Raw genomic sequence first — 12943 nt, 5'->3', positions numbered from 1 at the left:
TTACCGGACATGACGTTCCGTCACTTGTAAACTCACCCTGGATTCTGCCGAGTTAACATCAGCGTAGGACGAGGTAAAGGAATGCCATGCCATTACGTGGAGTGGTGCGGTTAGGGCTGTGCGGCCTCTTATTGGTAGGGGGCGGCACAGGCGCGATCTTGACCGGCGCCGGGCAGGCCGGCGCGGTGGCGTCCGACGGCACCCTGACCGTTCAGGTGCTGCGGGACTTCTTCGGCACCGGAGTGGTCAACTCGACCATGGACGTGCCGCAGCGGGGAATGAAGGTCGATGTCGCCGACTCCGCCGGCCATCACGTCACCGGTGTCACGGATGCCACCGGAAAGGTCATCGTGCCGCCGTCGAACGAGCTGACCGGCGGCCGGTACCGGGTCGATGTCACCGTCCCGGCGCCCTACAGCGACTATCTGCGGGCGGCGCCCGCGTCGACCGCGCCGAACCACTTCGACAGCTTCACCACGTTCGTGGACGTCTCGGACGGCAAGGACGACTCGGTGATCACCGGGGTCTGGAACCCGGCCGACTACACGCTTCCCGATTCCCGCTATTTCGTGCCGATCCAGAGTGGCGCGGGCGGGACGGACACCCGGGCACTGGTGGCGTTCGGGACGGGCGCCCGCGGCAACTGCCCCGAGCAGGAGGCATGCCCGGAGGTTCTCAACACTCAGGAACAGGTGGGCACGACCTTCGGGCTGGCCTACGACAAGTACCGCGACCAACTGTTCCAGTCGGCGTTCGCCCGGCGGTACACCGAGTACGGGCCGGACGGCGGTGACGCGATCTACACCGTGCCGACCGACGGCGGGGGCGCGCCGAAGCTGTTCGCGAAGGTGCCGGGCGCCACGGAGACACCGCATGACACCGACAACCTGATCAAGGATGCCGGGTTCACCGACGCGCCGGGCAAGGAGAGCATCGGCGGCCTGGCCCTGTCGGAAGACGGTTCCACCCTGTACGCGGTGAACCTGCTCACCCGAAGCCTGGTCAGCTTCGACGCGACCGGGCCCACGGCGTCGGAGCCCGAGGCGACCGTACCGATCCCCGACCCGGGGTGCGCGTCGGACGAGGACTGGCGTCCGTTCAGCGTGGCCGCCCATGACAACACCCTGTATGTGGGGGGCGTGTGCAGTGCCGAGAGCACACAGCAGCGCTCGGACCTGAAGGCCGTCGTCGCCACCTATGACGGCGAGCGGTTCACCACCGTGCTGTCCCAGCCGCTGACCGCCGAACGCGGGAGCGTGCTCACCAGCAACTCCGGCAGGGACCAGGTCAACCACTGGAACCCGTGGAACACCGACCTGGAGGACTGGGACTCCTTCAGTGTGAACGGCCCGATGATCGATCCGCAGCCGGAGCTGGCCAGCATGGCCTTCGCCCGCGACGGCTCGATGATCCTCGGCTTCCGCGACCGGTTCATGGACGTCGTGAGCTGGGGCGGGCTGGACCCGAGGCCGGGCATCGACACCCCGCAGAACGGCATGTCCGGCGGCGACATCAATATGGCCTGCGCCACGCCCACTGGTGGGTACGAGTGGGAAGGCACCGGAAGCTGCCCCGACCACGCCACGGACCCGACTATCGACGGGGTCCAGCCCAGCGGCGTCGTCGAGTACTTCCCGGGTGACTTCTTCCCGAACGGCGGCTCCGCGACCCAGCCCGGGCCGCACCAGGAGTCCGCGCTGGGATCGGTCGCCTACATCCCGCAGCAGCAGTGGGTCGTCAGCACGCAGATGGACCCGACCGGCCAGGTCATCACCAACGGGACCGGCTACTACGACGTCACCACCGGGCTCGGCCCCGGCAACGACCCGGCCGCCAACGCCTACCAGTTCATCGGTCCGAACCAGAACGGGTTCGGCAAGGCCGGTGGTCTCGGCGACATCGCGTACGCCGCGGCGAACGCACCGATCCAGATCGGCAATGTGGTGTGGTACGACGGCGACCACAACGGCGTTCAGGACCCCGGGCAGGTGCTGTTGCCGGACGCGACGATCAACCTGCTGGACGCCGATGGCAAACAGGTCGCCACGACCACGACCGATGCCGCCGGCGAGTACTACTTCGGTGGTGTCGGCGCGGAGTACGAGCTGACACCGGGCGCCAAGTACACCGTGCAGTTCGATGTGTGCACCGCGGACACCACCGAGGTGCCGGGCCAACCGGCGGCCACCGACCTGCGGTTCACCCTGCCACGGGTCGGTGACGACCGGGTGCATGACTCCAATGTGACCCCGCCGACCACCGGCCGATTGTGCAATGGGTACGCCCCGGTCACCGCGCCGACCACGCCAGGAGGGGTTGATCACACGATCGACGCCGGCGTGTACATCCCGCAGCCGGAATCGCCGTCGCCCACGCCGCCAGAGTCTCCGTCCCCGACACCGACTCCCACTCCGACACCGACTCCGACACCGGCGCTGCCGACAGGCCCGCCGCCCAACACCCCGGCACCGGCCGGCCGCCCACCGGGTTCCCTCGCCAACACGGGTATGGCCGATCTGGGAGAGGTTCTCGCCCTCGTGACCCTGCTCCTCGGTGCGGGCGCGGCAGCCGTTCTCATCAGCCGAAAGCGGCGCGCCAGGCACCGCTGACACCCGAAATCCCCGACGAGCCGGTGCGACGCACCGGCCCGTCGGCATGACCGGCTTGATCGCCGACAGCGGTCGGTGCGCGTCCGCGTGAAGGAGAGGTCAGGCGCGCGGCGAGTCGGCCCGAACGGCTTCGCTGATGATCCGCACCGCGCGCTCGACGCCGGCCGCCGTGGCTTCGGGGGAAGGCTGCTCGGATTCGTGGATGAACGCGGTGGCACCGCGGCGGCTTCCGCAGTAGTCGACGATGCCGTGCTCGATCTGTGTCCGTAGAGCCCTGTCGTACCCATGCCGCTCGAACGTGCCGGAGGCATCGCCCGCTATGGGCAGAAGATGCGTCGTGAGCCGCTGGAGCTTGGGGCGCAGGCCCGAAGCGGCGGAGTAGTCGAAGGCCCAGCCGTTGATGAAAACCCGGTCGATCCACCCCTTCAGCAGGGCCGGCATCGACCACCAGTACACAGGGAAGATCAGAACGAGGTCGGTGGCCCGTTCGAGACGACGGTGCTCGCGGACAACGTCGGGCGGGTAGTCGCCGCCCTCGCGGTATGTATGGCGATCCGCCAGGGTGAACGTGGGCTCGAACTGCTCCTGGTGCAGGTCGGCGACCTCGACTGGCCGGGGGTGAAGGGCCGAGGCGAGTCTGTCCCGCACATGATGTGTCAGGGACTGAGGGTCTGGGTTCGCGGTGACCAGCAAGGTCAGGGAGTTGTCGTCGGTGCTCATCCAAGTGCTTCCGTTACGTGAGGAGTACGGCGTCCGGGTGAGGAGTACGGCGTCGAGGTCGTTGAACGAGGCGTCGAGTGGCCGGGGCCGGTCATGGGTGTGCCGATACCCACGGCCGGGTCGGGCGGCTGTGGCCGGGCAAGGATTCACCGGGCACCGCTCGTGCCGTGATCATGTGTCCCGCACCGAGGACGAGATGGGCGTTTCTTCTCATGATGACGATGGAATCACGACAGGGGCGGACGATCCCATGGGTAAGGAGCCGGAATGCCTTTGTGATCGTCCAACTTCCCGTCCTGGCCACACCTGGGCCCAGCGCGGAGGGTCTCCGCGCACCGCCGCGCGGGAGATCCTTCGACCGAGGCCGGAACTCGACCGAGGGCGGGAACTCGGCAGCGTGCCACTGAGTCGCGATTGGCCATGTTCCGCAAGGCAGGAATCCGCTGGGATGGACATGTGTCCGCCGCGTACGGGCGTACGAGAACCGCCTCCGACCGCTACCGAAAGGTCCTTGATGACTGTGCCGCGCTCACGCACGTTCGCGCAGGTCGACGTCTTCTCTTCAAGTCCCTGTCTCGGCAACCCGGTTGCCGTCGTCCTCGACGGGACGGATCTGGGCGACGAGGAGATGCGACGCCTGGCCCGCTGGACGAATCTGTCCGAGACCACGTTCGTCCTGCCTCCCACCACTACGGCGGCGGACTACCGGCTGCGGATCTTCACCCCTGGAGGCGAACTGCCCTTCGCCGGGCACCCCACTCTCGGGTCCGCCCGCGCGTGGCTGGACAACGGCGGCACACCGCGGAACAGCGACCACATCGTGCAGGAATGCGCCGCGGGCCTGGTCAGCGTGCGTTGCGGTGAGGGCACCCTGTCCTTCGCCGCGCCGCCGCTCGTCCGCGACGGCGCCCTCGACGAGGAGTATCTCGACCGGATCGTCGCCGCGTTCGGCATCAAGCGTGATCGTGTCGTTGCCCACCAGTGGGTCGACAACGGCCCCGGCTGGGCCGTTGTCCAGCTGCCCACGGCCGAGGAGGTCATCGCTCTCGAACCCGACCTCTCCCTTGTCCCGACCGCGATGGTCGGTGTGATCGGTGCCTACCCCGAAGGGGCCGAGCACGCCTTCGAGATGCGTACCTTCGCCCCTGGCGTCGGAGTGGCCGAGGATCCCGTGTGCGGCAGTATGAACGCCTCCGTCGGCCAGTGGCTCACCTCCACCGGCGGCGCTCCCTCCGCCTATCGGGTCTCTCAGGGCGCGCGCCTGGGCCGGGCGGGGACCGTCGAGATCACCGCCGATGAGGACGGCACGGTCTGGGTCGGCGGCGCCGCCATCGGCTACATCCACGGCACCATCATCCTCTGACCGGTTCAGGACGAGCCGCCGTAGCGGGTAGGGACGGAGCGGTCAAGGAGCGTCCTCGTCCGGTGGATGACGGCGCGCCTTCGGCCGCTTCAGTCGTCCCGACGGTCCAGTCCCAGCGCCTCCCGTCCCGCGTAACGGGCCCGGGGACCCAGTTCCTCCTCGATGCGCACGAGTTGGTTGTACTTGGCGGTGCGGTCGGCGCGGGAGAGTGAACCCGTCTTGATCTGGCCGCAGCCGGTGGCCACGGCGAGGTCGGCGATGGTGGTGTCCTCGGTCTCGCCCGAGCGGTGGGACATCACGACGGTATAGCCGGCGCGGTGGGCGGTGGCGACGGTGGCCAGGGTCTCCGTCAGGGTGCCGATCTGGTTGACCTTCACCAGAACCGAGTTGGCGATGCCGTCGCGGATCCCCGCCCGCAACAGGGCTTCGTTGGTGCAGAAGACATCGTCGCCGGTGAGCTGGCAGCGGTCGCCGAGCCGCGTCGTGAGCAGGCGCCAGCCGTCGTGATCGTCCTCGGCCATCGGGTCCTCGATGGAGGCGATGGGGTAGCGGTCGACCAGTGCGGCGAGATAGTCGGCGTGCTCGGCGGGGTCTCGGCGGACGCCTTCCCCCGTGTAGTCGTAGATGCCGTCGCGGTAGAACTCCGAGGAGGCCGGGTCCATGACGATGGTGATGTCGGCGCCGGCCTTGTAGCCGGTGCGCTCGACAGCGCGTACGACGAAGTCCAGCGCCTCGTCGGCGGTGCGCAGGTCGGGGGCGAAACCGCCCTCGTCGCCCACGTTCACGCTGTGGCCGGAGGCGAGGAGGTCACCGCGCAGGGTGTGGAAGACCTCCGAGCCCATCCGGACGGCCTCGGCGAAGGTGGCCGCGCCGACCGGGGCGATCATGAACTCCTGGAAGTCGAGCGGATTGTCGGCGTGGGCGCCGCCGTTGACGATGTTCATCATCGGCACCGGCAGCAGGCGGGCGTCTACCCCGCCCACGTAGCGGTACAGCGGCAGGCGGTGGGCGGCCGCGGCGGCCTTCGCGGTGGCCAGGGAGACGCCGAGGACCGCGTTCGCCCCGAGCACCGACTTGTCGGCCGTGCCGTCCAGTTCGATGAGCGTCGCGTCGACCGTCGCCTGGTCCTCGGCGTGCAGCCCGACGACGGCATCCGTGATGCGGTCGTTGACGGCGTCGACGGCGCGCCGCACCCCCTTGCCGTGGAAGCGGGCGGGATCACCGTCGCGCAGTTCCACCGCCTCGCGCGCGCCGGTGGAGGCTCCGGACGGTACGGCCGCACGGCCGAGCGATCCGTCCGACAGTTCTACGTCGACCTCGATGGTGGGGTTGCCCCGGCTGTCGAGGATCTCTCGTCCTACGACCCGGCTGATAACGGTCACCCTGCTGCTCCTCACGTGCGGCCGTATGACGACGGAGGTAAGTTCCGTCGGGAAACAAAGTGAGTCCCGAAAGGGAACTTACTATGGGCGGATGAGAATGCACAACGCCGACGAGACCTGCGGGATCGCCCAGGCGGCCGTCGTCCTGGGGGACTGGTGGAATGTCCTGGTCCTACGGGAGATCGCGCGCGGCCATGTCCGCTTCGACGCGCTGGCCACCGAGATCGGCCTGTCCCGCAAGGTCCTCACCGAACGGCTCGGCAGGCTCGTCGCCCTGGGAGTGCTGCGCCGGTGCCTCTACCAGCGACGTCCGGTCCGCTACGAGTATCTGCTGACGCACGCCGGGCAGGCGCTGCTGCCGGTGCTGGTGGCCATGCAGGACTGGGGTGACCGCTGGGTCCTGGGCGACGGCTCCGCTGCCGCCACGGCGGCCGAGGGCGGCGCCGAGCACGCTCGCGCACACGCGCTGGCGGGCACCCGCGTGCCCGGCGGGCTCGTCCTGCCGGCCACCGACGGCACCGAACGGGACGTGGTGGGTTCGCGGGGGGCGACCGTGCTGTTCGCCTACCCCGGCACGGGCGTCGAGTGGGACGAGCCGATCCCGGGCGCCGTCGGCTGCGCGCTGGAGAACCGTCTGTTCGGCGACGCCTGGCCCCGGTTCCGGGACGCAGGCGTGGCGCTGCGCGGAACGAGTACGCAACTGCCCAAGGAACAGGAGGAGTTCGCCCGCGCCGAGTCGGTCCCGTACCCACTGCTCTCCGACGCGCGGCATCAATTGGCCGCGGCCCTGCGGCTGCCGACGTTCCATGGTGTGGGGCGGCTGCGGCACAAACGCCTGATCCTCGTCATCGACGCGGAGCGGACCGTACGCCATGTGCTGTTCCCGGTCATCGACATCCCTCAGGCGGTCGAGCGGAGCCTGAGCCTGGCGGCGGCATACGCACGGACATCGTGACCGCGGTGTATCCGGCGCGCCCGCTCACGCCGCGGTGTGCCGGGATGCGCGTTCAGGCGTTCGAGCCGGCCGGGGCGGTGCGGGCCGCCGGGGCGGTGCGGTCCGCCATGGTGGTGCGGGCCGCCGGGAAGGGAGTGATCGCGGTACGTCGGAACTCGCTCGGGTTGGCGCCCCGGACCCGCTTGAACGCGACGCTGAACCCGAACGGATCGGAGTAGCCCACGGCGCGGGCGATCTCCGCGACGGTCGCGGCCTCCTGCTCCACCAGGAGGTCCGCAGCGAGCGTCATGCGCCAGCGGGTGAGATAGGTCAGCGGTGGTTCGCCGACCAGGTCGGCGAACCGTTTGGCCAGCGTCGAACGTGACACCCCGGTGCGCTCGGCCAGCGCGGTGACCGTCCACGGCGCCGCCGGTTCGGCGTGCAGCAGCCGCAGCGCGTCGCCGACCACCGGGTCCCGCTGGGCGGCCCACCAGGCCGGGGGCTCGCCGCCGGGCCGGTCGAACCACTCGCGGAGCGTGCAGACCAGCATCCAGTCCAACAGCCGGTCGAGCACTACCTGCTGGCCCGGAGTGTCGACGGCGACCTCGGCGGCGAGATGGTCCAGCACCGGGTCGGACGTGCCCCCGCCGTCCACACGCAGCACGGCGGGCAACGCGTCGAGGAGTCGGCGGCTGATCTCGCCGCGCACCGGATAGGCACCGACGATCAGGGTCGTCGCACCAGGGACGTCACCCGTGTCGGCGCCGCAGTCGTGCCAGCCGAGCCGGTGCCGGGTCCCGCCCTGCTCGGGCGTCGCGCAGAACTCGCCGCAGGCGATCGGTTCGGCCCGGGTACCGACCTCGTCGACGAAGGTGAACGTCGCGGGGCCGCGCACGACGATCGTCTCGCGGGCGCGCAGCGGCTCGGGCGGACCGTGCTCCGGCACGATCCAGCCCGCCCCGGTCAGGACGGTGCACAGGGTCAGCGGCGCGCCGTCCACGAAGTGCAGTGCCCAGGGCGGGGACAGGGTCGAGCTGGCGAACAACGAGCCGTGGGCTCGCACACCGCGGATCAGATCGCTGAACACGTCCACCTCAGCCAGGTTAGACGACGACGAAGTTGGACGCATACGCAGGTGATCCGGCTTCTTGCCCATGGGTTCGTCCAAATCGGCCCTGTTCAATCGGTGTCATGAGCAACGACACCACTCTCGTCCTCGGCGCGACCGGCAAGACCGGCCGGCGGATCGTCTCCCGGTTGCGGCTGCACGGCACACCGGTCCGTGCTGCCTCCCGATCGAGCCTGACCCGGTTCGACTGGTCCGACCCCGAGGGCTGGGATTCGGCCCTGCGAGGTATCTCCGTCGCCTACGTGGTGGCCCCGCGCGTGCCGGGCCCGGTGCACGAGTTCGTCGCCCGGGCCGAGGCCGCCGGAGTGCGGCGGCTGGTCCTGCTCTCCGGGCGCGGCGCCGACACCTGGGGGGACTCCGCCTTCGGGCTGGACATGCGCTCGGCCGAGGAAGCCGTACGCGGCTCGGCGCTGGAGTGGACCATCCTGCGGCCGTCGAATTTCGCGCAGAACTTCGACGAGGACGTTTTCCACGCCCCGCTGGTCGCCGGGGAACTGGCGCTCCCGGCCGGCGCGGTTCCCGAGCCGTTCATCGACGTGGACGACGTCGCCGACGCCGCGACGAAGGTACTGACCGAGGCCGGCCGGCACGCGGGACGCGTCTACGAGCTGACCGGACCGCGCGCGCTCACCTTCGGCGAGGCCGTGGAGCTGATCTCCCGGGCGTCCGGACGGCCCCTCACCTACCGGCGGATCTCTCCCGCCGAGTACGCGGCGGCGCTGGTCGAGGAGGGCTTGAGCGAGGAGGACGCCCACCATGTCGCCGAGATGTTCGTGCTGATGGAACGCGGGCTGATCGCCGCGACGACGGATGACCTCGCCACCCTGCTGGGGCGGGCGCCCCGGACCTTCGAGGAGTACGTCGTGCGGACCGCGGCGGCGGGAGCCTGGCGGCGCTGATCGCCCGGCGGCGGTGCTCGCGCCGTACCGGGAGCGGGTGTTGGGCCGGTTCGCCGCGCTGGAGACGTCCGGCCGGCGGCCGGCCCGTTACGGCGACGCGCCGCACCACACCGGCGACCCCTCTGCCGTGCTCGTTCCTCAGGGACGGCTGGTGAGGTAGCCGCCCATGGAGGTGAAGTACTCGGCCGCGGGCAGTTCCCGGCCGTCCTCCGTCCGCACGCGGGTGATGGCCAGGCCCTGGTTGCGGCCGGTCCGCGCGTCCGCGCCGGCGACTATCACCACGCCGTCGCCCTCGCGGTAGAAGACGCGGCCGGGTGTGCCTCCGTAGCGCCCCTGGGAGACGACCGCGGTGAGGACCTCCAGACGCCTGCCCTTGTGGAAGGTGAACGCGCTCGGATACGGCGCGGACTGAGCGCGGATCAGGCGCTCCAGGGCATCGGCGGGCCAGTCCCAGTTGATCCGGATGTCCTCCTCCGACCGCTTGTGGAAGAAGCTGGCCTGAGAGCGATCCTGCTTGGTGAACTCGGTCCGGCCGGAGGCGATCAGATCCAGGGCGCCGACCGTGACGGGGGCGATGAGGTCGACGGTCTTGTGGAACAGGTCGGTGGCGGTGTCCGTGGGCCCCACCGGCACCGCGCGCTGGTCCACGATGTCGCCCGCGTCGAGCACCTCGTCCATCATGTGGGCCGTGACGCCGACCTCTCGCTCTCCGTTGATGAGGGCCCAGATCAGCGGTGAGAAGCCGGCGTACTTCGGCAGGAGCGAGTCGTGGATGTTCAGCGTGCCGAAACGGGGAAGGCCGTAGATCCGCGGCGGGATCCAGGTGCGCCAGTTGTTGGCCACGATGATGTCCGGGTCGGCCTCCTTGAGCCGCTGGAGCAGTTCCTCGTCGTCCGGCCTGTCGCGGATGATGACGGGGACGCCGTGCTCCTCGGCCAGGTCGGCGACCGAGTCGCTCCAGATCTTCTCGTAGGCGTGCTCGCTCTTGGGGTGTGTCACGACCATCGCCACGTCGTGCTCGGAGTCCAGGAGTGCGCGCAGGGTGCGGTGCCCCCAGGTCTGGTAACCGAACATGACGACCCGCATGGGGTTCCTCCTCAGAAGAGCGAATGATCGCAGCAAGTAAAGCAAGCCTTACCTAAGGATGCAACGGGCCTCGGATCGGGGCCCGTTGGGTGGCCGGGCCCCCCGCCTGCCCGATTCGTCCAGTCGACAGCCCGACCCAGGTCAGGTTAGCTTTACCTAAGTTCGACTGGCCGGCGTGCACGGCGGGCTCGGCGTCTCGTTTTTTCATCCACGTCCGACAGGCGGCTGTCCCGCACGATGGGAGTGACATGTCACAGGTTCTTCCTGGCGACACACCTTTGATCCATGACCTCATAGGGATCGGCTTCGGTCCGTCCAATGTGGCCATGGCGATCGCGCTGAGCGAACACAACGCGAGTGTCGGCAGGCGGGAGGCGGTCACCGCGCACTTCTTCGAGTCACAGCCGAGCTTCGGCTGGCACCGCGGCATGCTGATCGACGACGCGACGATGCAAGTGTCGTTCCTCAAGGACCTGGTGACGCTGCGCAACCCGTCCAGCGAGTACACCTTCCTGCGGTACCTCCAGAGCAAGGGCCGGCTGATCGACTTCGTCAACCACAAGAACCTCTTCCCGCTCCGCGTCGAGTTCCACGACTACTTCGAGTGGGCCGCGGCGAAAGTGGACGACATGGTCTCCTACGGCCACGAGGTCATCGCCGTCGCCCCCGTCGTGCGCGACGGAGTGGTGGAGTACCTTGACGTAACGGCCCGTTCGGGGACGGAGGCGGTGGTCCACCGCGCCCGCAACCTCGTCATCGGCACAGGTCTGCGCCCCCTTCTGCCGGAGGGTGTCGAGCGGACCGACCGCGTCTGGCACAACTCCGACCTCCTCGCGAAGGTGGATGGCCTGGAGGGCGCCGACCCCACTCGGTTCATCGTGGTCGGCGCCGGTCAGAGCGCCGCCGAGAACGTGGCGTATCTGCACCGCCGCTTCCCGGGCGCCGAGGTCTGCGCCGTCTTCTCCCGCTACGGTTACAGCCCCGCCGACGACAGCAGCTTCGCCAACCGCATCTTCGACCCCGAGGCGGTCGACGAGTACTTCACCGCCCCCGACGACATCAAGCGCAAGCTGATGGGCTACCACGGCAACACCAACTACTCCGTCGTGGACATCGATCTGATCGACGACCTGTACCGGCAGTCGTACCAGGAGAAGGTCCTGGGCAACGAGCGGCTGCGCTTCCTCAACATCTCCCGGCTGACCGCCGTCGAGGAGATCGGGAACCAGGTCCGCGCCACCGTCACCTCCCTGGTGACCGGCGAGGAGGAGGTGCTGGACGCCGACGTCGTGGTGCTCGCCACCGGCTACAGCCAGGCCGACCCCCTCGGTCTCCTCGGCGAGGTCGCGGAAAGCTGCCGCCGCGACGACCAGGGCCGGGTCCGTGTCGAGCGGGACTACCGCATCACGACGGACCCCGAACTGCGCTGCGGTATCTACCTCCAGGGCGGCACCGAGCACACACACGGCATCACGTCGTCTCTGCTGTCCAACACCGCGATCAGGGTCGGCGAAATCCTGGACTCGATCCTCGACCGCGGCCCCGAGCGCGCCCGGGGCGAGTCCCGGCCGGTGGCCGACGGCATCGGCTCCGTCCGCTAGGACTCTCGCGCCCCGAGAACGCGCCCCGCGCGCCGTCGTACACGACGGGCGTGGCACGCACCGTGCAATTCCCGTGAAAGGAACATCCGTGTCCACTGGTACGCGCCCCATTCTGACGCGTTTCGTCAGATATGTCCCCCGGGTGGCCGTTGTCACTGCCGCCCTACTCGCTCTGTCCGCCTGTGGGGGCGGTACCGACAAGGCCGAGTCCACGCCCTCGGGTGAGGCGAGCACCACGTCGGCCGCCTTCCCGGTGACGGTGGAGCACAAGTACGGCAGTACGACGATCGAGGCCGAGCCGAAGAGGGTTGTCACCCTGGGGCTGTCGGACCAGGACGCGGTCCTGGCGCTCGGCGTCAAGCCGGTCGGGGCGGTGGACTGGTTCAAGGAGCAGCCGTACGGCAAGTGGCCCTGGACGAAGGACAAGTGGGGGTCCACGAAACCGGAGATCGTCGGTGAGCGTGACGAGTACAACATCGAGAAGATCGTGGCGCTGAAGCCGGACCTGGTCATCGCGCAGTACTCGGGGATGAAGAAGGAACAGTACGACACGCTCTCGAAGTTCACCAAGGTCGTCGCCCAGCCCAAGGGCCTGCCCGACTACGGGGCGTCCTGGCAGGTGATGACCCGGCAGATCGGCACGTCCCTCGGCAAGGAGGCGGAGACCGAGAAGCTGATCAGCGGCATCGACGCGCGCTTCAAGGCCGTGCGCGACAAGCACCCGGAGTTCGCCGGACAGACCCTCGCCGTCGCCGACAGCTTCGAGGCGGGCAAGTACTCGGGCTTCACCAAGACCGACCCGAAGGCGATCTTCTTCTCCGAGCTCGGTTTCCGGCTGAAGCCCGAGATCGACACGCTCGCGAAGCCGGGCTGGAACGTCGCGGAACTGAGCGCCGAGAAGCTGAACGTGCTCGACGTCGACCGTCTCGTCTGGGTCACCTCCAGCACCGAGGCCAACGACCGCATCAAGGCGGAGCCGCTCTACAAGAAGCTGAAGGTCCACCAGGAGAAGCGTGACCTGTTCGTGCCGTACCAGGACCCGGACATCGGCGCGGCCTTCTCCTTCAACACCGTTCTCTCGATTCCGTACGCCATCGACGAGGTCGAGCCGCTGATCGCGGCCATCAAGTAAGCGCCGGTACAACGGCGTCCCGTCCGTCCGCGGGCAGTGTCGCGGACGGACGGGCGGGTCCCGCGACACACCTCACCGACGTACCACC

The 12943-nt window shown here is 69.1% G+C and carries 10 protein-coding genes; 6 read left to right on the top strand and 4 right to left on the bottom strand.

The genetic code is table 11. The features are described 5' to 3' along the window. The first annotated feature begins 86 nt into the window (after window positions 1-86). Window positions 87-2609: an SdrD B-like domain-containing protein gene (locus tag ABTZ59_RS16000; protein ID WP_351396795.1), complete on the top strand. Its 2523-nt coding sequence runs from the start codon at window positions 87-89 to the stop codon at window positions 2607-2609. 99 nt (window positions 2610-2708) lie between these two features. Here ABTZ59_RS16000 and ABTZ59_RS15995 read toward each other — a convergent pair whose 3' ends face one another. After that, window positions 2709-3329, bottom strand: coding sequence for an NAD(P)H-dependent oxidoreductase (locus ABTZ59_RS15995; RefSeq protein ID WP_351396792.1), 621 nt, complete (start codon window positions 3327-3329; stop codon window positions 2709-2711). Between the two features lie 514 nt (window positions 3330-3843). Here ABTZ59_RS15995 and ABTZ59_RS15990 point away from each other — a divergent pair. Beyond that, window positions 3844-4692 (top strand): PhzF family phenazine biosynthesis protein, encoded by an 849-nt coding sequence (locus tag ABTZ59_RS15990; RefSeq protein ID WP_351396789.1) that lies wholly within the window; start codon window positions 3844-3846, stop codon window positions 4690-4692. Between the two features lie 89 nt (window positions 4693-4781). Here ABTZ59_RS15990 and eno read toward each other — a convergent pair whose 3' ends face one another. Next, the gene (gene eno / locus ABTZ59_RS15985; protein WP_351396786.1) at window positions 4782-6074 is read right to left on the bottom strand and encodes a phosphopyruvate hydratase; all 1293 of its coding nucleotides are present in this window, start codon (window positions 6072-6074) and stop codon (window positions 4782-4784) included. A 91-nt stretch (window positions 6075-6165) separates the two neighbouring features. Between eno and ABTZ59_RS15980 the strand changes: the two genes are divergently transcribed. Next, on the top strand, window positions 6166-7029 hold the full coding sequence (locus ABTZ59_RS15980) for a winged helix-turn-helix transcriptional regulator (RefSeq protein WP_351396783.1): 864 nt from the start codon (window positions 6166-6168) through the stop codon (window positions 7027-7029). 52 nt (window positions 7030-7081) lie between these two features. Here the strand turns inward: ABTZ59_RS15980 and ABTZ59_RS15975 are convergent, their stop codons facing one another. Then, complete coding sequence (locus tag ABTZ59_RS15975) at window positions 7082-8101, bottom strand: cupin domain-containing protein (RefSeq protein ID WP_351396780.1); 1020 nt, start codon at window positions 8099-8101, stop codon at window positions 7082-7084. 98 nt (window positions 8102-8199) lie between these two features. Here ABTZ59_RS15975 and ABTZ59_RS15970 point away from each other — a divergent pair, with 98 nt between their 5' ends. Next, window positions 8200-9036 carry an NAD(P)H-binding protein gene (locus ABTZ59_RS15970; RefSeq protein WP_351396777.1) on the top strand — a complete coding sequence of 279 codons (837 nt, stop codon included), beginning with the start codon at window positions 8200-8202 and terminating at the stop codon, window positions 9034-9036. Window positions 9037-9174: 138 nt separating this feature from the next. Here ABTZ59_RS15970 and ABTZ59_RS15965 read toward each other — a convergent pair whose 3' ends face one another. Further along, complete coding sequence (locus ABTZ59_RS15965) at window positions 9175-10122, bottom strand: methionyl-tRNA formyltransferase (protein WP_351396774.1); 948 nt, start codon at window positions 10120-10122, stop codon at window positions 9175-9177. 248 nt (window positions 10123-10370) lie between these two features. Between ABTZ59_RS15965 and ABTZ59_RS15960 the strand changes: the two genes are divergently transcribed. Both ABTZ59_RS15960 and ABTZ59_RS15955 read left to right on the top strand, forming a co-directional pair. Then, a complete protein-coding gene (locus ABTZ59_RS15960) occupies window positions 10371-11723 on the top strand; it encodes a lysine N(6)-hydroxylase/L-ornithine N(5)-oxygenase family protein (protein WP_351396771.1) in 1353 nt (450 codons plus the stop codon). An 88-nt stretch (window positions 11724-11811) separates the two neighbouring features. Then, window positions 11812-12855 carry an iron-siderophore ABC transporter substrate-binding protein gene (locus ABTZ59_RS15955; RefSeq protein WP_351396768.1) on the top strand — a complete coding sequence of 348 codons (1044 nt, stop codon included), beginning with the start codon at window positions 11812-11814 and terminating at the stop codon, window positions 12853-12855. The last annotated feature ends 88 nt before the right edge of the window (window positions 12856-12943 follow it).

Source organism: Streptomyces sp. NPDC094034 (genome assembly GCF_040303865.1).
GTDB lineage: Bacteria > Actinomycetota > Actinomycetes > Streptomycetales > Streptomycetaceae > Streptomyces.
The sequence above is the reverse complement of the archived record's forward strand: the minus strand, read 5'-3'. Positions and strand labels throughout refer to the sequence as shown.

What these genes read in the sequence shown, in the direction of transcription:
- ABTZ59_RS16000 (WP_351396795.1), top strand. Translation starts at nt 87, where the DNA reads ATGCCATTACGTGGAGTGGTGCGGTTAGGGCTGTGCGGCCTCTTATTG.
- ABTZ59_RS15995 (WP_351396792.1), bottom strand. Translation starts at nt 3,329, where the DNA reads ATGAGCACCGACGACAACTCCCTGACCTTGCTGGTCACCGCGAACCCA.
- ABTZ59_RS15990 (WP_351396789.1), top strand. Translation starts at nt 3,844, where the DNA reads ATGACTGTGCCGCGCTCACGCACGTTCGCGCAGGTCGACGTCTTCTCT.
- ABTZ59_RS15980 (WP_351396783.1), top strand. Translation starts at nt 6,166, where the DNA reads ATGAGAATGCACAACGCCGACGAGACCTGCGGGATCGCCCAGGCGGCC.
- ABTZ59_RS15970 (WP_351396777.1), top strand. Translation starts at nt 8,200, where the DNA reads ATGAGCAACGACACCACTCTCGTCCTCGGCGCGACCGGCAAGACCGGC.
- ABTZ59_RS15965 (WP_351396774.1), bottom strand. Translation starts at nt 10,122, where the DNA reads ATGCGGGTCGTCATGTTCGGTTACCAGACCTGGGGGCACCGCACCCTG.
- ABTZ59_RS15960 (WP_351396771.1), top strand. Translation starts at nt 10,371, where the DNA reads ATGTCACAGGTTCTTCCTGGCGACACACCTTTGATCCATGACCTCATA.